The sequence below is a fragment of the Sphingobacterium griseoflavum genome (assembly GCF_014653155.1).
Taxonomy (GTDB): Bacteria; Bacteroidota; Bacteroidia; order Sphingobacteriales; family Sphingobacteriaceae; genus Sphingobacterium; species Sphingobacterium griseoflavum.
The window spans coordinates 172,813-193,052 of record NZ_BNAF01000011.1 but is presented as its reverse complement, the minus strand read 5'-3'; the positions used below and the strand labels follow the sequence as shown (position 1 = coordinate 193,052).

At 39.9% G+C, this 20,240-nt stretch carries 15 protein-coding genes, 1 tRNA gene and 1 CRISPR repeat array; of the genes, 7 read left to right on the top strand and 9 right to left on the bottom strand.

Features of this window, described 5'->3' with window-relative positions:
* Positions 1 to 26 precede the first annotated feature (26 nt).
* Positions 27 to 1,438: direct repeats of the CRISPR family, unit length 46 nt; unit sequence GTTGGGAATTGCTTTCATTCTTTGATTTAACGATATTTACAACACC.
* A gap of 116 nt (positions 1,439 to 1,554) precedes the next feature.
* From cas2 to IE165_RS14990, 4 genes are all read right to left on the bottom strand, one after another.
* Positions 1,555 to 1,860: a CRISPR-associated endonuclease Cas2 gene (gene cas2 / locus IE165_RS15005; RefSeq protein WP_262891182.1), complete on the bottom strand. Its 306-nt coding sequence runs from the start codon at positions 1,858 to 1,860 to the stop codon at positions 1,555 to 1,557.
* A 34-nt stretch (positions 1,861 to 1,894) separates the two neighbouring features.
* On the bottom strand, positions 1,895 to 2,797 hold the full coding sequence (cas1, locus tag IE165_RS15000; protein ID WP_189627455.1) for a type II CRISPR-associated endonuclease Cas1: 903 nt from the start codon (positions 2,795 to 2,797) through the stop codon (positions 1,895 to 1,897).
* A complete protein-coding gene (gene cas9 / locus IE165_RS14995) occupies positions 2,794 to 7,188 on the bottom strand; it encodes a type II CRISPR RNA-guided endonuclease Cas9 (protein ID WP_189627454.1) in 4,395 nt (1,464 codons plus the stop codon). Before cas9 ends, cas1 begins: the two co-directional genes overlap by 4 nt.
* A gap of 249 nt (positions 7,189 to 7,437) precedes the next feature.
* Positions 7,438 to 7,668 (bottom strand): site-specific integrase, encoded by a 231-nt coding sequence (locus IE165_RS14990; RefSeq protein WP_229826577.1) that lies wholly within the window; start codon positions 7,666 to 7,668, stop codon positions 7,438 to 7,440.
* Between the two features lie 1,105 nt (positions 7,669 to 8,773).
* On the opposite strand from IE165_RS14990, the gene IE165_RS14985 reads away from it, so the two are divergent.
* The 3 genes from IE165_RS14985 (at position 8,774) to IE165_RS14975 (ending at position 12,156) form a co-directional block, all read left to right on the top strand.
* Positions 8,774 to 9,136, top strand: coding sequence for a hypothetical protein (locus tag IE165_RS14985; RefSeq protein ID WP_189627453.1), 363 nt, complete (start codon positions 8,774 to 8,776; stop codon positions 9,134 to 9,136).
* A gap of 56 nt (positions 9,137 to 9,192) precedes the next feature.
* Positions 9,193 to 10,719 (top strand): TlpA family protein disulfide reductase, encoded by a 1,527-nt coding sequence (locus tag IE165_RS14980; RefSeq protein WP_189627452.1) that lies wholly within the window; start codon positions 9,193 to 9,195, stop codon positions 10,717 to 10,719.
* A 96-nt stretch (positions 10,720 to 10,815) separates the two neighbouring features.
* Positions 10,816 to 12,156 carry a glycosyltransferase family 25 protein gene (locus tag IE165_RS14975; RefSeq protein ID WP_189627451.1) on the top strand — a complete coding sequence of 447 codons (1,341 nt, stop codon included), beginning with the start codon at positions 10,816 to 10,818 and terminating at the stop codon, positions 12,154 to 12,156.
* 471 nt (positions 12,157 to 12,627) lie between these two features.
* On the opposite strand, the gene IE165_RS14970 is transcribed toward IE165_RS14975, so the two are convergent.
* The 5 genes from IE165_RS14970 to IE165_RS14950 all read right to left on the bottom strand — a co-directional run bounded on the left by IE165_RS14970 (position 12,628) and on the right by IE165_RS14950 (position 15,385).
* Positions 12,628 to 13,308: a VOC family protein gene (locus IE165_RS14970; RefSeq protein ID WP_189627450.1), complete on the bottom strand. Its 681-nt coding sequence runs from the start codon at positions 13,306 to 13,308 to the stop codon at positions 12,628 to 12,630.
* A gap of 38 nt (positions 13,309 to 13,346) precedes the next feature.
* On the bottom strand, positions 13,347 to 13,919 hold the full coding sequence (locus tag IE165_RS14965) for a hypothetical protein (protein WP_189627449.1): 573 nt from the start codon (positions 13,917 to 13,919) through the stop codon (positions 13,347 to 13,349).
* Positions 13,920 to 14,299: 380 nt separating this feature from the next.
* On the bottom strand, positions 14,300 to 14,782 hold the full coding sequence (locus tag IE165_RS14960) for a hypothetical protein (RefSeq protein WP_189627448.1): 483 nt from the start codon (positions 14,780 to 14,782) through the stop codon (positions 14,300 to 14,302).
* Between the two features lie 210 nt (positions 14,783 to 14,992).
* On the bottom strand, positions 14,993 to 15,187 hold the full coding sequence (locus IE165_RS14955) for a hypothetical protein (protein ID WP_189627447.1): 195 nt from the start codon (positions 15,185 to 15,187) through the stop codon (positions 14,993 to 14,995).
* A gap of 124 nt (positions 15,188 to 15,311) precedes the next feature.
* A tRNA-Pro gene (locus IE165_RS14950) sits at positions 15,312 to 15,385 on the bottom strand.
* 313 nt (positions 15,386 to 15,698) lie between these two features.
* Here IE165_RS14950 and rplS point away from each other — a divergent pair.
* From rplS to pyrG, 4 genes are all read left to right on the top strand, one after another.
* On the top strand, positions 15,699 to 16,046 hold the full coding sequence (gene rplS / locus IE165_RS14945; RefSeq protein ID WP_189627446.1) for a 50S ribosomal protein L19: 348 nt from the start codon (positions 15,699 to 15,701) through the stop codon (positions 16,044 to 16,046).
* Positions 16,047 to 16,223: 177 nt separating this feature from the next.
* Entirely contained in the window at positions 16,224 to 17,324 is a 1,101-nt protein-coding gene (locus tag IE165_RS14940) for a carbohydrate-binding family 9-like protein (RefSeq protein ID WP_189627445.1), read from the top strand.
* Complete coding sequence (locus IE165_RS14935) at positions 17,317 to 18,399, top strand: family 10 glycosylhydrolase (protein ID WP_189627444.1); 1,083 nt, start codon at positions 17,317 to 17,319, stop codon at positions 18,397 to 18,399. The genes IE165_RS14940 and IE165_RS14935 overlap by 8 nt, the downstream gene beginning before the upstream one ends.
* 204 nt (positions 18,400 to 18,603) lie before the next feature.
* Positions 18,604 to 20,211 (top strand): CTP synthase, encoded by a 1,608-nt coding sequence (gene pyrG / locus IE165_RS14930; RefSeq protein ID WP_229826576.1) that lies wholly within the window; start codon positions 18,604 to 18,606, stop codon positions 20,209 to 20,211.
* Positions 20,212 to 20,240: the final 29 nt, after the last annotated feature.

Below are 20,240 nucleotides of genomic sequence, written 5' to 3'. Positions count from 1 at the left end.
CATACTTCGTACTGAATGGAGAAACAGTTGGGAATTGCTTTCATTCTTTGATTTAACGATATTTACAACACCTTTACATAAATCTGCTGTTGACTTAATACCGTTGGGAATTGCTTTCATTCTTTGATTTAACGATATTTACAACACCTAGGGCAACAAAATCACTTTCATTGTACCTGTTGGGAATTGCTTTCATTCTTTGATTTAACGATATTTACAACACCATATACTGTCGTGATGCATCAGTTAATATGTTGGGAATTGCTTTCATTCTTTGATTTAACGATATTTACAACACCCCTTGCTGAATTAAAGCATTACCCCAAATAGTTGGGAATTGCTTTCATTCTTTGATTTAACGATATTTACAACACCTTTCGTTTAACAATGACACAAACCTACAACGTTGGGAATTGCTTTCATTCTTTGATTTAACGATATTTACAACACCGTTTACTCCATTTCCCTCTATAAAACGCGTGTTGGGAATTGCTTTCATTCTTTGATTTAACGATATTTACAACACCTTGTTCTAATATTATTATATATGGCATACAGTTGGGAATTGCTTTCATTCTTTGATTTAACGATATTTACAACACCAATACCATTACCTAGTTGTATCTTTACAGAGTTGGGAATTGCTTTCATTCTTTGATTTAACGATATTTACAACACCCATAGTTTATTATTTAATATATTTATCCATGTTGGGAATTGCTTTCATTCTTTGATTTAACGATATTTACAACACCAGAAGTTGGCGTACATTAATAAACCTATTCGTTGGGAATTGCTTTCATTCTTTGATTTAACGATATTTACAACACCGTTTTGGTTTAAAGGAACCGATTCCGGACCGTTGGGAATTGCTTTCATTCTTTGATTTAACGATATTTACAACACCGAATGGTAGATCGTCGTCGTCTGCCGCGCTGTTGGGAATTGCTTTCATTCTTTGATTTAACGATATTTACAACACCGCTCCTGGTTGTTTGATCGAGGCGATACCAGTTGGGAATTGCTTTCATTCTTTGATTTAACGATATTTACAACACCCGGACATAGATCAGTATGCCGGTACCCGTAGTTGGGAATTGCTTTCATTCTTTGATTTAACGATATTTACAACACCTATTAATAGATTTGTCCACGACCTGTTTGCGTTGGGAATTGCTTTCATTCTTTGATTTAACGATATTTACAACACCTACCACCTTGCTCTAACGTCCTTATATCCTGTTGGGAATTGCTTTCATTCTTTGATTTAACGATATTTACAACACCTAAGATATTCGGCTTTACCCTCGAAAACTTGTTGGGAATTGCTTTCATTCTTTGATTTAACGATATTTACAACACCACGAAACAGATCACGCGTTATGGGACATAGTTGGGAATTGCTTTCATTCTTTGATTTAACGATATTTACAACACCACACCTTCATTTATCTGACTGATAATTAATTCGTTATATCATTTTTTAGAAATAAAAAAATCCAGAAGGAAACCTCTGGATTTTTTTATAGTAAAGCAGTTTTAACGTTCCTAATCTTAAAACAATTCTAGTTGTTGTGGTGTATCAGGCCTTTTGGTAATCTCCAAGCCAGAGAAAAGTTCAATTTCTCCAAATTGTTTATCAGTGATTGTTAAGATTCCAATTTTTCCCTTTTCAGGAAGAAGTTTTCGAACACGCTTTAAGTGAACATTGGCATTCTCTCTGCTGTTGCAATGTCTGATGTACATCGAGAATTGAAACATCGTAAAACCATTCTGCATAATTCCTTTACGAAATCGAGCGTGCTCTTTACGGTCTTTTTTTGTCTCCGTAGGCAAATCAAAAAAAACTAAGACCCACAAAATTCGATATTGATTTAAGCGCTCCAACAGTCCATTAAATTTCAGGATATATTATCTTTCGACTCAACCCTTCAAAGCATCGAGCCAGTGAAGCAGTAGTTCGCGATACACCAATTAGTAAAGGACTTGTGCTATCTTCAAACTGTACATCCAGTACGGGAATTTGCAGTAATATTTTCTTAATATCTGTTGTCAACTCCGCAATCCCACCTAGTCCTTTATCACATAGAATATTGTAGACCATTTGATCAACATAGGGTCTATAAGGCTCCATAATATCATCCGCAAGGCAATATGCATTATATTTATTCCGATGAAAAATACCCAATGTCGGTAGTAGGCCAGACGAAACCAGTGCTCTAGCAATTGCAGCCCTTAAGATCGCATAACCGTAATTCAATAAGTTATTTGGAGGCTGTCCAGCTCTCCCTCGGTAAAAATCGGTAAACTCACTAAAAATATGCCTCCAATAAAAAGCAGCAGCCCTGCCTTCAAAATTGTCGGGATCACCAGAACGGACGGATCTAGACCACCTTTTCATGTTATCAACTTCAACACCTATGTTTTCCAAAACTCGCGCTTGATTATATATTTTTTGTTGAATCGTTTGCATCCATAGTTGCTTTTTTAACGGAAGCGATGCTTCAATTTGATAACGGAATCGCTCTGTCTGTGTGCTTCCCCCATCCAAGGGAAGAAATAACCCCGTCGGCATATGAGATCGGTCACAGGAAATAATCGCAACATTTTTTTCCAATAGCGCTGCGATACATCCGTGCGAAATAGTGATCTGTTGATTCTCTAAAACAAGTACACCAATATCTTCGATAGGAACGGTAACTATTGCCTTCTCTTTTTCAGGAAAAGTAATCGTCAATTGCTTATTACTATGGGAAAGATAAGCTGGATTGGAAAACGCAAGTGTTCGCTTGATCATGGCTCGATTTTAAGGATTTTACCTAGGCGATCTACGTTAACCTTTTGGCAAATATCTTTGATCATTAGTCCTTCAATAGAGCGTTCAGATTTGTTAAGCGTTGAGAACTCACCTTTATTTACAATGGAAATGGCGACATCATGTTTGATAAAAAAAGCTTGACTGCCGGTAAAGCTCACCAGTTTATAAATATTATCTGAAAATGGTGTATGCTCGCTGTCAGCTCGCTCTTCTGGCGCAATCGTCACAAGATCATTAGGTGACAGGGAAAATAAAAGTCTGTGTCCCTTTTCGTTAGTTTCTGGGACGGGCCGGATTCCCTGTTTTTGCCGCTCAATAACAATGTTTAGCGGTATTGTATCATAGCTGCGCTTTCCTTGGTTATCGACGTACACGCCGAAAAATAGATTTGTGCCCTTGGCAGCTTCTACATATTTCGTCTTCTTTGTTCCGCTTTCCCCCAGCGAAAACTTACTTCCTTGTTCAAATATCCTTACTTTTTTGATCGGCTGATGTTTTTTTCCATCGTTATAATATGCGATATTTTGATTCAGTTCTTCAATCCCTTCCGGTGAAAAAGCAACTTCGGATTTGTTATCTTTTACATGTAGATAATTGATCAGAATCTTCTGTATCCCCGTATCTGTTATGGATTGGATCGATTTGAGATTAAAAGATGCATCTAATGTTTTCCGAGTTGCTGTCAATATCTTACCTTTTGGAAGTTTAACACCTTGTAGATTGATTTTGCCAGAAACAGTTTCTTTATGCAGCGATTTCCGAATAGCCCAGTTTACTCCTTTTTGAGCAATCAAACCTTTCGTCGCTTTACCGTTTTTATCTAATCTCAGGTTTCCGTCTTCATCATAAAAGCTTTCATAATAGTTTGTCGCTTTGTTGATAACCCGATTGTTCTGTTTGAAACTTATCACAATGTTGGAGAGTGCTGTACGCGCCTCTGTCGTAAAATTGTTCCAAGGTTTCAGAAAATCTTGGGGAATTTCACGAGCGATCTGGTCTCCGTTCCTAGAGTCCGTATACACTACCTTTTCGTAATTACGCAGTTTTCGGCTAAGATCGTGTCGTTTTGCGTTGTTTCTGGCAGATTCGTTATTCAACAAGTTGAGGTGATCACGGGTTGTACAAGCGATCACAAGCGCATCCATAGCGTGATGCCTATGGTCGATGCGTTTTTTTGAAAATCCCTTGGAAAGCTCTATCGGTACCGTAGGCAAATATTTTTGATGATTTGCATTCCACACAGTAAATGATGTCGAATTTGTAATCATATTCATTCGCTCAAAACGCGGTAAAATCAAATCATTCCAAACATCATTTAATCCCCAATCCTTTTTGAGACGCGTGGTTACCTTTCCATTGCCCGTTAATACATATTTTGAATTAACACCGTCATCCTTCCCGATTTCTCGACTATCACGAACAATATTTGATAGAAGCCCCGTGATATACTTGCTGATGTAGCGCGTGTCGTTGAGTTGACGCTCAATCATTTTTTCGGGAATATCCTCTAGCAGAAGTTTATTTTTTTTGCCTCGATTTTTAGCATAGCAGTTTTCTACAAACTGTTCATAGTCATCTATCTCAAATATTTTCACAAGTTTTCCTAATCCACAGTCGACAACCTGACCATGATGGGCTTTGATGAACGGCAAACCCATTCTGTTGTCTTTCAGCTTGTTGACGGCGGATTCACAAATAACTTTATTGCTCATGCTATCATCAAAATATAGACTTTGCGGTATGATATGTTCTATTTCATATTCCGCTGTAAATAACTTGCTTAGCGGTATCGGCTGACCAGTGTAGGGCGAACGATATTTTTGCTCCAACCATAATTTGTAGCGTTTTAGATCTGAGCTGGATGGTTGTGCCGTTTTGCTTATCTTCAAGATATCTTCGTCAACCGAGACGCCCGAATTCAATGCTCCCTCTTCATATATCTTTAGAATCTCCTGTTGCATAGGAGAATAGGGACGAACATTTACAATCTCGGTATCATAAGCAAGCTCTGCCAATAACGATTTGATGCGTAGATTAGTGTTTTCGTTTTCGGTCATAGCATTTGTTAAACGCTTTCTTTCTTCTGCAGGATTTTTCATTTCCCTTCCTAATTCAATATGAATCTCAGAGAAATAGTCGGGTGCTGCTGAACCATATGTGCTCCAAATGTCCTTTACAACACGGAGTGTCTCCGTAACGATTTGTTCGACGATGGGATTTCGGAGGGAATGCTGTTTAAAATCATTTAAAAACTGAGCTATATCGTATGTAGAAGTCCATTTTTGAAGGTCGCCGGCTTCGGAATGACGATCGTAAACAATGTACTGAGCTAGCCATAAGGGTAATTTCTGAAAATCATGTTCGGTTGATAGGTATTGTGCTTTTTCCCTAACGCGCACTTTTATTTTCTCATCATATTCACCCGTTATTACCTTCCCGATTCTATTCTTCGTGTCTTCGTCAATCATGTCCCAGCTCCAATAAGATCCGAACCGCATCAATGGTAACAATTTCTTAATTGCGCGCTCAGAAATACTTCCATATTCACTTTTGATAGGCGGAAATTTTCTGAAAGCTGCAACAAATTCATCTATGTTCAAGCCATTCTTTTGCGCAAAGGTTTTGAGCGCTTTTTCAAACTCGATTTTATCATTTACGGAATAAAGGATATGCCAAAGGCCTAATTCTTTCTCTGGGTTCAAAAAATCCTGTGGAAGATCACTAATTTTATCTAAGCGAGTATTGATAAGCGCTCTGGTTTCATAACAGGGGTATGCCTTATCTTCTACATAATTCCATCGTAATCTGGCGCTTTCGTTGATCAAATCTTTTCCTTTTAACCCTTTCTCCCCCAATAGAAACTTGATCAACATGTCTTGCTTTATCTCTTTTTTTCCCTTTAGGAAATCGAATAGGCGTTCATAGCTTTCTGTATCAGGAATTAAATGCACCGTGATCGGTTCATCATTATCTTTTTGGTAAAAAGCCAGATTGCTGATCCATTGCAACAGCCGAAATTCTTGGTAATACGGATTAGATTTTGCGATTGCCCGTGCATAAACCCGCTTCTCGATCAATTTACCCTCCGCATCGCGTAAAAGCTTACCATATTTATCTTTGGTTTTGTAAACTTTATATTCTAGATTACATTTTCCAATTCCTGATTTTTGACTGCGGAGCGGTCGCTGATAAAAAATTATGTCGTTCAATAAAAGATTTGACAAATCTTTGCTTTCCAATTGTTGGCGATGTTGTTCATTGTTCTTGTACAATTCCCTGACACAATCAGCCAATAGATCTTGATCCCGAAACTCCGGATGAAATTCAGCCTGTTTGGTTAGAATTTGTCGCAATTCAGACTTATAAAACTTCCGCTCAATAGTACGCACCAACTTGCCTTTTATTTTTTGTTTTGGATCCCGCAATAGATGATCATAAATGTAGGCGCCTACCGTAAGGCCGGATTGGTCTATTTCTGACTCCGTTTTTTTCTTCAGCAAGGTCCAGTCATCTGGTCCGGGCGCCCTAAAACTTCGCTTTTCTTGTCCATCGCGATCTAATTTTATCGAGCCATCATCATTTAAATCGGTTGTAACAATAAAGTCCTTTATCTTTCCCTTCCAATCTTCCAAAGAAACTTTGCTTGATCGTCTGTAGATCCATCCATTATCTAATATAAAAGAATACCAAATTTCACCTTTGCTGTTTCTCTCGGGATCAGAGGTAACGTCAACGACACGCAAAGAATGAAATTCAACCGATCTATTACTATTCTCGTCTTCATCTTCACCACGTAGTTGGTAGTAGCCTCTTTTTTGATTAAAGTTTAATAATATCCATGCCAATTCTTCCTTTGAGATTTGATGACTAATCGCTTTTTTCCGTAGATAATACAGCGTCCAAGCGTGAGGAATTAAATGCTGCTGTCCATTTTCATCTATTAGGCGACTGCAGGAACTTCCCTTGAAATCTTGAAGCATCTCCTCATAGGATGCCATAAAAACAAATGATTTATCGTAGCTGATCTGCGGTTCGGATTGGTTGATAAACTTTCCCAAAGCTTTTTCGAAATCTATTTGCATGCTGTAGTGCTGAGGGAGGAATTCAAGAATATGTAGCACGCGGTGCAATCTTTCGCGGCGCAGAAGGAAACGTTCTCGAAGCCGTCTCATGCTTCGGTAGTTTGTACGTGCAGCTGTTTGGGGAATAGAATTTCCTTTTCCAAATTCTCCCAAAATTTCCTGTGACATGGGGATAATGCGGCTACCTAAACCGAGTATCTCGCCCTCTTTTTTATCAAAGTCTTGTCTTATTAACGCCCAACCTATAGAATTGGTACCTAGATCCAGTCCGAGAATAGTCTTAGTCATAACTTGCTATTTTTTCCAATTAAATTTAATCGTTAATTTCTTTGATATTTTACGGTTACCCATAATTGGGCAATTCATTATATTCCCTATCTTTGTCATGAAAGCAATTCACAATAAGGATTATTCCGTTGTGAAAACATCTAGCGCCTCGTCTATCTACGGGGCATTTTTTGTTTAAAATCACCTGTCGACCAATGTGCTATCAAATTAGCAATTTTTACAAAAACCCACAATTATGGGTACGCTATATTAAAATTGATTAATAGGCTTCTCCACATCCTCGCACATTTTTTTATCTACTACCGGCACATAGACCTCCGTAGTGCGGATACTAGTATCTCCGAGCATCTTGAACACACTTTCTATTTGACTCCCGTTTCCCAACGTCACCGTAGTGGCAGAGGTATATCCGGCAATATGAAAAGTTATGTTCTTCTCTATTCTGCAGATTGTGGCAGTCTCTGTTTGATAGCCATTCATTTGTTGGTTGGATACAACGGGGATCTTTCTCGCTCTAACTTATCGAAATGCTTTAGGAACTGTGCAAATGAACCCTTCGTAACCAATCAAGTCGAACAGCCATGTTCACCATCTAACTAAAGCGGCTATTTCCTGGCGACCACCTCTAGCCATACCTTTGTATCCGCCCTATCAAGTACATATCTTTTGAGCGATGCCTAATGTGGAGCTCTACTATATGAGTAAAGAAGAAAAAAGAGTGCAGATGTTTGCTATGATAGCAGACTGGCAACAAAGCGGTATGAGCACGAAACGATACCGCGCTGAAAAAGAGATAAAATGAGGCCACCTTTTATTATTGGTATTCGCGCAGTAAAGAAAACGTTTCGGCTCTTATTGCAAACGCATAAAACAGCTATCCAGATGCAATGGAATCTGGGTCTGGGCGATATTGATTAGGCAGAGCAAAGAGGCCAATATAAGGATATGTCGCATTTAATTTTTATTTTAAACAAGCGTCAAATAATACGCAGTCAGTAATGCTGGTCTATCATATTTAATATCCCCAACAAAGGGAAGTTTTTTTAAATAAACCTTTAAACGACTTTCTCTCCAAAAGCAAAAAATTCTTATGTATTGCTTGATGAATATATATTTTACCAAATGTAGGCAAATTAAAAATATACTTTTAAAAATATTGTTCCAAAAATATTTTTAATTAACTTTAAACCAATAACCAGATATAAATGCTTTATGGAAACACAATCTTTACCCTCTGATAAAAGAAAAAATAACCTTTTCAAGACCTGTTATTATCTGTTACAGGGACTAAACGTCAACTTTACAAAGTTTGACCTGCCCGATACGTTGGAGAACCAATCTGAGTTCCCATCGGTGCTTGCACTAAAATACAGAATGTTTGCATGTGGAATAGAATCTGCTGCTACACGCAAAGGCAGCACAGTTATGCCGAGTTCGAGACACCTTTCATCTGTTCAATACAAAAGGAAGGTAGAAGAAAAGATACAAAACATTGTTGCCGACTCCGGGAGCAGGCAATGATAGGGGAACGGCTCACCAAAGTGGCCGCAATAATGCTTACAAGTCATAAATAAAAACAAATCCAATGAAAAAGATTTCATTAAAAAACTTAAACCTCAAGGAAGTAAAGCAGCTCTCCAGAAAGGAGTTGAAGGAGGTATTTGCTGGTTATACTGGAAGCGAACAGTATTGTGGAGCAAACGCACATTATGATTCACTCCTCTCTAAGTGTGTTTGTAACAATGGGTATTATTTTTCATATCCACATAATCAATGTATGGAAGCTACTGGATCTGGCCCAAGCGACCCTAATCCTAAGATGACCGCTTGTGTAGGCAAGAAAGAGTATGATCCTTGTTCGTGGACCTATCAAGGCATGTCTTACTCAGGATATTGTCGGCACCGTATGGCTAGTGAGTTGTATTGCGCAGATACTTTATTTACCTAATCACTTTATCCCGGCAGAATTTTTAAAATTTTGCCGGGATTTAAATCAAGACAACAATGATTAAAATAAAACGTCTTTTCGTATGTAGTATTTTGTTCTTTTCGTCGTGTAACCAGACAACAGAGATAAATACAGACACAACAACCATCGTCGCCGGTACTTCCAAAATAACAGGAAGAATCACCACTCCTGACGGGCAAGATAAGGATAGCATTACGGTAACTATTACCGTTGTACATCCAGTTTCCGGAGAAAATGTTAGAAAAGAAATTCTCGCCGACCAATCGGGCAAATTCTCACTGGACTTTGATATGGAAACCGAGAGTTCTGTTATTGGTTTGTATACAAGTATAAATCCACGCAAGTCACTTATAATCAGATCAAAAAATAATGATTCTACTTACATTGATATAGCTTATAACTCAAACCGTGATTTCAAAAACATTGAGGTTACGCCTGACATGAATAAGTACGATATGATACAAAGCATGGAGGTGTTAAACAAAATGATTGATTATAGACCTAATGACCCAAATTGGAAATACCCACATTTGTATAATGTAAGTGCAGATGAGTTCTTGGATACTGTTCAAAGTACTGTATCTAAAAGATTGGCACAATTCGTAGATAACGATAAATTATTCTCCAAGGAGTTTAAAGGGTTTATAGCTAAAGATTATCGTTTATTCGTATATACGGGAGATGTCTTCGATTACGAAAGACAGATGAAGCGTAATTATCGTAACGCAACTCGTGATCAGGTCAATACACCTGAAATTCAGAAGATTGATAGGTCATATTTTCGTTTTTTGAAAGACTTTAGCCTCAATGATCCGCAATACCTCCAAACCTTCACATTCGCTGAATTTCAGGATTTAATTCTTCGAAACGAAGTTTTGGGAATTCCAGTTATTGGAGAAAACGATATCCCATCCTGGTTGGCAAGCGTGAAAGCTATTTTAGCTGATTTGGTCGGATTTGAGGACGGTCCATATTATGATATTTTAGCGGCCAATGCCTATGGCCGACAACTAAATGTGCAGGTGAAACCGCTAAGCGAAAAACAAAAAGAGAATATAGCCCGTTATTGGAAAAATGATGAAATAGCGAAAATTCTATTGAAGAAAAACCAAGAGGTTTTGGAACTGGACAAAGTAAAATCACCTGTTGTCGTCAATGATGTCCATTCTGTGCAAGAAAACAAGATCATGGAGGCTATTGTTGCTACATATAAGAACAAGGTTGTATTTATTGACCTTTGGGCAACATGGTGTGCTCCATGTCTGGATGCAATCAAACAATTCAGAAGTACAAAGGGTGATTTTCGCGATAAGGATGTCGTGTTTGTGTATCTCACAAATGAATCTTCACCAAAAAAGCTGTGGGAAGAGAGAATAATTGGAATAGGTGACGAGCATTATTACTTGACAGAATCTCAATGGAATTACCTGATGAAACATTTTGATTTTGAGTATATTCCGTCCTATCTGTTATATAACAAAGAGGGCGTACTCATTAATAAATTTTCAGCCTTTCCCGGAAATGACAGAGTAAAAGAGATGATTAACGGTCTTCTAGAATAAGTAATGTTGATTCTTATATGAATAGATGGCATAGGATAATCAAAGTATTACAAAGAAAATTTTATATTCTTTAAACTTAACAACATCACTTTTCATATGTATTCCAATAAAATACCTACATATATTATTAATCTAGAAAAAAGAAAGGATAGGAAAGTATATGTAAAGGAGCAATTTCTTAGCCGCCCCGAATTTAATATAAAGTTTTTTAATGCTATTGAGGACACTATACCGGCCATTGGCCTTTACAAATCACTATATACCATTATAAATCAAGCACATGAACAAAAGCTGCCTTTTGTTCTCATATGTGAAGATGATCATCAATTTACCAATTTTTATAATAAAGATGTCTTCATAAACTATCTTAAGCGTCTGCGAAAGTATAATGCAGATGCCTTTTTAGGGGGCGTGAGCTGGTTTGACTATGGAGTGCATATTGAAGATGATCTATATTGGGTGAATAATTTTACAGGAACACAATTTTTAATTATATACTCTTCATTCTTTGAACGCATTTTAGACTCTCCCTTCGAACAAGATGATATCACCGATAAGTGGATGTGCAATCTTTCTGATAAAATTTTTGTTTCTGTCCCTATGTTGTCTATTCAACGTGATTTTGGTTATTCTGACGTTACACCAAAAAATAACGCGCCAGCTATAGTCTCGCGTTTGTTTGAAATAACAAATGAAAGATGGCAATCGATAAAAAATGTTATTACACACATTCAGCGATCGAAACAAATATTTGATAAAATTGCTGTTGATACCGACATTCAGTTACCAACATATATAATTAACTTGCCTCATCGATCCGATCGATTGCTTCATATACAACAACAATTTGCTGGCCGAACAGAGTTTGATGTCACCATAGTAAAAGCAATAAAAGATTCGAATGGAGCTATGGGACTTTGGAAAAGCATACAAAAAGTAGTTCAGTTGGCGGTAGAACGGGATGATGAAGTAATCTTGATTTGTGAAGATGACCACGTATTCTGTGACGGATATCAAAGTAAAATACTTTTTGATGCAATAATTCAAGGAAGTTTCCTTGGTGCGGATTTAATTCTTGGTGGAATTTCTAGCACGGAACAGGTTATTCCTGCAAATGATCATCTATGTTGGATTAGTAGTTTTCAATGCACCCAATTTACAATTGTTTATAACCGTTTCTTTGATCAAATGTTAACTGCTGATTTCAATGAAACGGATGCGGCAGATTTAAAATTTTCGTCTATGACTGCAAATAAGTACGTTTTTCATCCTTTTATTTCTGTACAGAAAGATTTTGGTTATTCAGATATTCCTATTGATAATTTCGGAACGGATAAGTATATTGATAAGTTTAACAATTGTTCTGCTAAGATTGAAAAGGTTAAGTATATTTCAGGTATCGCTGAATCGCGGCAGAACAGAACAAAAAATAATTAGTATTTCCTGATAGAACCTTTTCCAATCAGTCCATGTACTTTGGTATCATAAAGACACGAAAATTACTAGCTAACAGCAATCCTCTTTTTTCATAGAATTAGGTCGCCAAACCAAACCCTTAAATGCCCAAAGCGAGAACAGCCACGGGCAAGAGCGGTGGGATTCCGCAGGCCACTAATGAGCGAGGGGGAAAACGACTTGGCTTCATTCTGGCTTTATCGTGGCGTTATTTCGGCGTTATTTGTTGGTCAAATAGAAATATGACCCTGCCCCTTTTGTTTCCGAACTTATTAACACCTCTTTTTCAACCAAATCAGACAATTCCCTTGATGCCGTCCGCTCACCTATTGAATTTATAGTTTGATACTATCAAACCTCCTTTAAAGCAAACATCAGCAATAAGAACGTTGCGTGGTGGTGATGAATGTGGTCGTTTCGCAAGCCACAAATGAGCCAAGGGGGGATTTAGTGCTATCCAGTTTGTCTTTTTCGTAACTCTCTACCGGTGTATTCTAATCGATATAATTTATCATTATTTTCAATTTCTATTTCAAAAGGAACAGGTTTTATTTTTATTTGAGTCGGAAACCAAGTCTCTTTTTCATTATAATTAGCCAACACAAATTTCCCCTCAGGTGAACCGTTAGCACCAAATCTTCTCAAGTCTCCCTTCCATAATCTCGTTTGGCATTTTTCTTCCAAAATTGAGTTTACTTTCTTGATATCGTCGGTCCCAATACCCATTTCACTTATACCCAACACATCAGAAATATCGAATTGTTTATCTATATCATTCCCTAAATCATGATGGGTAATAAATTCCGAAATGTTCCCACTTCCATCATAAAAATAGAAAGAAACAGCATTCCAATCTTCGAAGTTAACCGCTTTTTCCCCGCTCTCTAACTCAACAATATCGACCCGTTCTTCCATCCAGTGTAAAGCCTCTTGCAACTTATTTGATGGGATTAAAAAACAATAATGATACAGAAAAGGCTCTGTAGATTGTTTAAATTTCAATATCGACCAGCCAATTTTCACACTAAATGTATCATCTGTTTCATCATTGATTTCCAAACCTAAAATTTTGGAATAAAAATCCTTAACCTCTTGAAATTTGTTGGTTCGTAAAGTCAAATTTTTAATTTTCATTCTTAAATTCTTTGTTATATCTATCTGAGTTATTCGGCCTATTCTGATAAATCTTGGATACATTGCTCCCTTATTTTCCAAAGTTCTTCAAGCGAATAGTCTATATTACTATTTTTATAAAGCCAGTTATCCAAAAATACTTTATGTATTTCGATTTTATGTTGATTAATTTCATTTGGCTGGATTTCTGTTTCAAAAAGCAAGTCATTTATAAAGTCATTTGGCGATGAGCCACTTTTAGTGAAATCAAAATAACTATTGCCAAATTTCAGGTAAGTATGTGCTTCGGGAATGTATTGCAGAAGATTCTTTGACAAGGTATTTTCAACCTTCGGCGTATTTAAAGCATTCATCTTGAAAATTCCAAGAATAAGCTTGATATCCTCAACTTCGTTCTCTTTTGCCAATTGCTTTAAGAGAGCGTGTTTTGTACTGCATGTTCCTTTGTTATCAATAAAAATGGTTGTTAGGTCGTCTTTATTTGAATTCCTTCCATAATCGATATTTTGGATATAGTGGGTGGCTTGAGAAAAAGACTGGATACCTCTTTTCAAAAACTCTTTTGAAATATCTCCGTTAGCTTGAATTGTAAAATTAGGTAGTTCTGTCATTTCCTTTTCTTTGATTGAGCTAATAAACCGTTTCGCCCTCACTAGGCTCGAGTGATACAATAATATCTCTATTTAGTTCTACTGCGTTCTTATCGAATAGCACCCAAAATAGCGTAAAAAAATCTATATCCCAATCGCACGAAAGACCAATTTTTCTTTTCCGATCTGGAGAGGATTTAAATTTATTGCCAACGAAGAACTTAAATTATAACGCTTTGCTCACACCATAATTGTAAGCATTTTCTATTTGCATGGTCTGTCATGGCACCGAGAACCGTTCTCGCCAATACCATGAGCTCATCGTCTTTCAGTCTTGTAAAGCCGACGAGCGCTTTATAAAAAAATAGCCATCATTATAGCTGTCCCTGGAAATCGTTAAATCAACCGGTCCATCTTTTCGGAGGGAGCTCCTTCCCCGAACGGAACCATTGGCTTTCCCGCCCAGCGACAAAACAAACATAGGAAGAGGTAGACCACCGAATGAAAAAATGATCGGATTTGATCGAAATTGATCGGATTTGATCGGATTTGATCAAAAAGGCTACAAAATGCAGGGCATCTTCATCCATCAGGTTGCCATCGGCAAGCATCAACGTGGCTTTGTCAAGCATCAGGTTCAGCGCTTCACGTGACAGCATCCCATTGATGCCCATCAGCGGCAACCATTCACCTGCTTGCGTCGACCAAACATCCATCTGGTCGGCGTCGTCAGGTGAATGACTCCCGTAAGCAAGCATCAGGTAGACGTTGATGACCCTCAGCGCGGGAAAGTCAAGCATCAGGTTGATGCCGTCATCTGCTTGGTCAAACCAATCATCCATCTGCGGCACATTGTCCAGTGCATGCGCGGTGCAAGCAAGCATCAGGTCGCATCTGCTGGATGAAGAAAAACCTTTTTTCACCGTCAAACTCGTGTTGATGGTTGTCAAAAGCACGTCGATCAGCTACGCAAGAAAAACGGAAGGCGATGCACCCGCGGGTTAGGGCCGCTTCAAAAAGGTGTAGGCAGCTTGAGGCTAGGCAAAGGAATAGGTTGAGGTTTAGGTCTGGTTTGGGCTGCTCCTGTACGGCGTTCACAGCTTGCCTTTGCGCCGGCTTTCGTTCATGGCCTCGATCAGGTCTTCCTCAAAATACAGGTCGACCCCAGCTATGCGTATCGGGTTCAGCAATCCTTTCTTCAGGTTGCGGCGGTAGGTGATTTCCGTCATGTTCATCATGTCGAGCACCTCCTGTTTGCTGTACAGGCGTTTTCTGCTGTGCAGTTTCATCGAGGTGGCAGGATTGCTTCAGCCCCGCAAGCCCCCAACACAAACCCTGAAGCTCCAACGGATCGAACCACGGTTCGAATATGCCAACCACAAAAAAAGCCCGACTTTCGTCGAGCTTTTTTTGTCGGGGTGGCAGGATTCGAACCTACGACCTCCACATCCCAAATGTGGCGCGATACCGGGCTACGCTACACCCCGAAAAGGTATCACCTTTGTTTTGTGTGGCACAAATATACAGCATAATTTATTGCTGTCAAGTTTTTTTTTAACGTACCCTGCTAAACGCTTCATTGATTGCAAGATAATTTATCGTTTAATTCCTACTGTATCCGAAATGCTCGCTAAAAAAAGTAAAAATCCTCTTCGTAGTTTGTTTATTTTCACTACCTTTGCACGCACTTGTAAAAAGGTGCGCAGATTATTTGAAAAGTATTTTTTTTATTTAGAAAAAAGCTGTAATATTGCAGTCCGATTTTTACAGGATATAAATCGTTAATAATTACTCAAAATCATGGATTTAGTAAAATTTGTAGAAGAACAAGCGGTCGTAAAAAATGAAAATCCCGCTTTCAAAGCCGGAGATACCATCAGCGTTCATTATAAAATTCGCGAAGGAAACAAAGAGCGTGTTCAGGTGTACCAAGGTGTCGTTATCCAGTTAAATAGCGAAGGTGTGAATGCTACTTTTACCGTTCGTAAAATGTCCAACGGTATCGGTGTTGAGCGTATTTTCCCTGTGAATTCACCAAACATTCAAAAAATAGAAGTTAATAGCTACGGTAAAGTACGTCGCGCAAAATTATTTTACTTGCGTGGCCTTACTGGTAAAGCTGCCCGTATCAAAACGAGACGCGTATAATCCCGCTAACTTCTTCAAACATACGAGAAAGCTTCTATCCGCAGATAGAAGCTTTTTTTATTGCTTGCCCGCATAGCGACAACCCCATCGTGATAAATTACCGCAGCAAGGCAGCAATACAAAATTTATGTTACATATGTTTTCTGTAGGCGTAATTACGTATTTTCAGCCTCGAAAATGATAAAACATATAGCCTTTCCTCTTAGTAGCGCGTTTTTAATTGCTTCATCCGCCGTATCGGCGCAAACAGCAGATGATATTGCACGCATGCAATCGACACCTAGCGTATACGCTGCAAAAAAGATCAGCAGCCAAATCAACGTTGACGGAAAAGCAGATGAGGAGGCTTGGCAACAGGCACCTTGGAGCGATGATTTCGTTGATATAGAAGGGGCAAGCAAAAAGAAACCAGCATTGAACAGCAAAGTGAAAATGCTGTGGGATGACCAGCACCTGTATATTTACGCACAACTGGAAGAGCCCCATGTCTGGGGCGATATCCGCAAACGCGACGCCATCATCTACCATAATAATGACTTCGAGGTATTTTTAAAGCCCTTCGACAATCAGCCGCTATACTACGAAATCGAAGTAAACGCCTTAAATACCGTTATGGATCTCATGATGCCCAAAGCATACCGTTTGGGTGGCGATGCGGTCATGCACTGGGATGTTAAAGGCCTCCAATCCGCCGTGCATGTAGCCGGCTCCATCAACAACGCAAATGATACCGATATGTTTTGGGCGGTGGAAATGGCCATTCCCTTCCACTCGTTAACTACGTTCGCTCGGAAAATGCCTCCTAAAGTTGGAAGCTACTGGCGCATTAATTTCTCTCGCGTACAATGGCAACATGAGGTGCAGGACAACGTATATCAACGTCGGAAAGATGGTGGCAAGTTCCTGGACGAAGAGAACTGGGTGTGGTCGCCCATCGGTGTCATCAACATGCACCACCCCGAACGCTGGGGCTTTATCAAATTTGTAGAATCTACCACGCCAAACCCCGCTGTGCCGCCGGATTTCCGACTGGAGCAAGCTGCATGGAACATTTTCTACCTACAACAGGTATATCATAGGAAAAACAAACAATTCGCCACTACAATAGCAGGGCTACCGGGCTATGAAAGCTTACTGCTACCGGCCATGAACACCTGGTCCCACACATTTTTACTGAATGAAGCTAAATCCTTTTACAAACTCACCTTAACCGATCCAATGACGGAAATTACCGTCAGCTTGGATAGTGAAGGAAATTATCATACCGTGCATGAATAGCAGAAGAAACTTCATCAAAGCGGCCGGCCTCAGTCTGGCGGCACTTCAAGTGGGCGGCAAAACCTTGCAGGCCGCACCGCAAACGCCCTCACAACCTTTGTTATTTGACTTTTGGCTGTGGGCAAGGCCGAATGCGAAAGACACCGAGTCGCAACTGAAAAAGCGGTATAAAACATACCGGGAAGCCGGTGTGCGGGGAATCTTCTTTGAAGACTACAACCCACGCCACTTCCAGCTGGCAAAGGAACACGGACTGGAAACGCACCGTTGGATGTGGACCATGAACCGCGGCGAGAAAGAATTACTTGCCGCCCATCCCGAATATTATGCTGTGAGCCGTTCAGGAAAATCTTGCGCTACCCATCCGCCCTATGTAGGCTATTACCGCTTCCTATGTCCGTCGCATCCAGATGTGCCCAAATACTTGGAAGAAAAAGCTCGCGAACAGCTGGCCAAGGAAGATGTTGACGGCTTACACCTGGACTACATCCGCTATCCCGATGTGGTGCTGCCGGTAAATCTATGGCAAAACTATAACCTTGATCAATCGACCGAATTGGCGGATTACGATTTTTGCTACAGCGAATTTAGCAAAGCGGCATTTCTGAAGGAAACAGGTATAGACATCGACCAGGTTGAGCGTCCGGAACAGAGCCTTTCGTGGCGTTCATTCCGCTATGGGCAGATCACCAAAATCGTAAACCGCATATGCACAGCAGCCGAGGAATACAAAAAACCGGTTACTGCCGCAGTGTTTCCCACCCCAGACCTTGCCCGGAGAATCGTACGTCAAGACTGGCCAAGCTGGAACCTGTCTGGTGTGTTCCCGATGATATACCACGGCTTTTACAAGGAGCCGATACACTGGATCGGGACTGCCGTAGCAGAGGGTGTCCAAAGTTTACAGGGCAAATATCCATTGTATGCGGGCCTTTATCTCCCGGATTTTAAAAACCTGGAAGAGCTGAAAACCGGTATCACGCTTGCCAAAGAGCACGGCGCTGCCGGCATCTCCTTATTTGGTGAAGCAGATTTCGACCCTGCCACCATCCAGTTATTACGCGCCATGAAATAATTTTTTTCCCTGCGAGGTATCATTGTATGGTATCTTGCAGGGAATATAAGCTGATCAAGGATCCGCGCGTTCCCACAGAAGGCCACAGATAATCCATATTTAAATTTCGGTTAGTCTGCAAAAAAACTTACCTTTGTATCCCGTACATAAAGCAGATTTGCGGTCGTTTTTTCGATCCAAAATAGTTGAAATTCCATTATTGCTATGAGTAAATATATCTTCGTTACGGGCGGCGTAACCTCGTCGTTGGGAAAGGGCATTGTTGCAGCATCGCTTGCCAAACTCCTTCAAGCTCGCGGTTTTAAAGTAACCATCCAAAAGTTCGACCCTTACATCAACATCGATCCAGGAACATTAAATCCTTACGAACACGGAGAGTGCTATGTAACCGAAGATGGTGCCGAAACCGATTTGGATCTCGGACATTATGAACGCTTTCTCAATGCGGCGACTTCTCAGGCAAATAATGTAACCACAGGGCGGATTTATCAACATGTTATCGAGCAGGAACGTGCCGGCGCCTATCTCGGCAAAACGGTACAAGTTGTTCCGCATATTACTGACGAGATAAAAAGACGCATGCAGCTCCTTGGCCAAACCGGCGAGTATGACATCGTCATTACCGAGTTGGGCGGAACCGTGGGCGATATTGAATCGCTACCATTCATAGAAGCCGTAAGACAATTGCGCTGGGAATTGGGAAACAGCGACTCGCTGGTGATCCACCTCACATTGGTTCCTTACCTGGCCGCAGCTGGCGAACTAAAAACAAAACCTACGCAGCATTCGGTAAAGACATTGCTGGAGTACGGTATCCAACCGGATATCCTCGTCTGCCGTACGGAACATAAACTCAACCAAGATATCCGAAAAAAACTGGCACAATTCTGTAACGTCAACATCAATGCGGTAGTAGAGTCTATAGATGCCACGACGATTTATGATGTTCCACTCAATATGCTGCGGGAACATTTAGATAAAACGGCACTTACTAAGCTGAAGTTATCTACCAAGCAGGAACCTGATCTGGAAAGCTGGAAAATTTTCTTGGGAAAATTGAAAAACCCTACGGACGAAGTGCAAATTGGTCTGGTCGGAAAATACGTGGAGCTACCCGATGCCTACAAATCGATCACCGAAGCTTTTATCCATGCCGGAGCAAACAATGAGACCAAGGTGAAAGTAAAATACATAGCAGCAGAAAGCTTAAACGATGAAAATGTCAAAGACAAGCTGAAAGACCTCAACGGTGTGTTGGTGGCTCCCGGCTTTGGCGAACGCGGACTAGACGGTAAGCTTGCCGCCATACGGTACGTGCGCGAGAACAAGATTCCATTCTTTGGAATTTGCTTGGGTATGCAGTGTTCTGTTATCGAATTTGGCAGAAACGTGCTTGGTCTCCAAGGCGCCAATAGCTTTGAAATGGACGAAAAAACAGCACATCCGGTCATTAACCTCATGGAAGAGCAAAAAACGATCAAGAATATGGGCGGCACGATGCGCCTTGGAGCCTACGACTGTGAGATTAAAAAAGGCTCCAAAGCTTTTGGTATTTATGGCAAATCAAAAATTTCGGAAAGACACAGACACCGTTATGAATTCAATAACGATTACCTGAAACAATACGAAGAAGCTGGCATGGTCGCCTCTGGCATAAATCCAAAGACGGGATTGGTCGAAATTGTAGAACTCAAAAACCATCCTTTTTTCGTCGCTGGACAATTTCACCCAGAATTAAAATCCACCGTGGCAAATCCTCACCCACTTTTTGTTAGCTTTGTAGCCGCTTCTTTAGCCAACAAAAAAGGTTAATGATCGACAGGATAGGAAATTTGTAAATA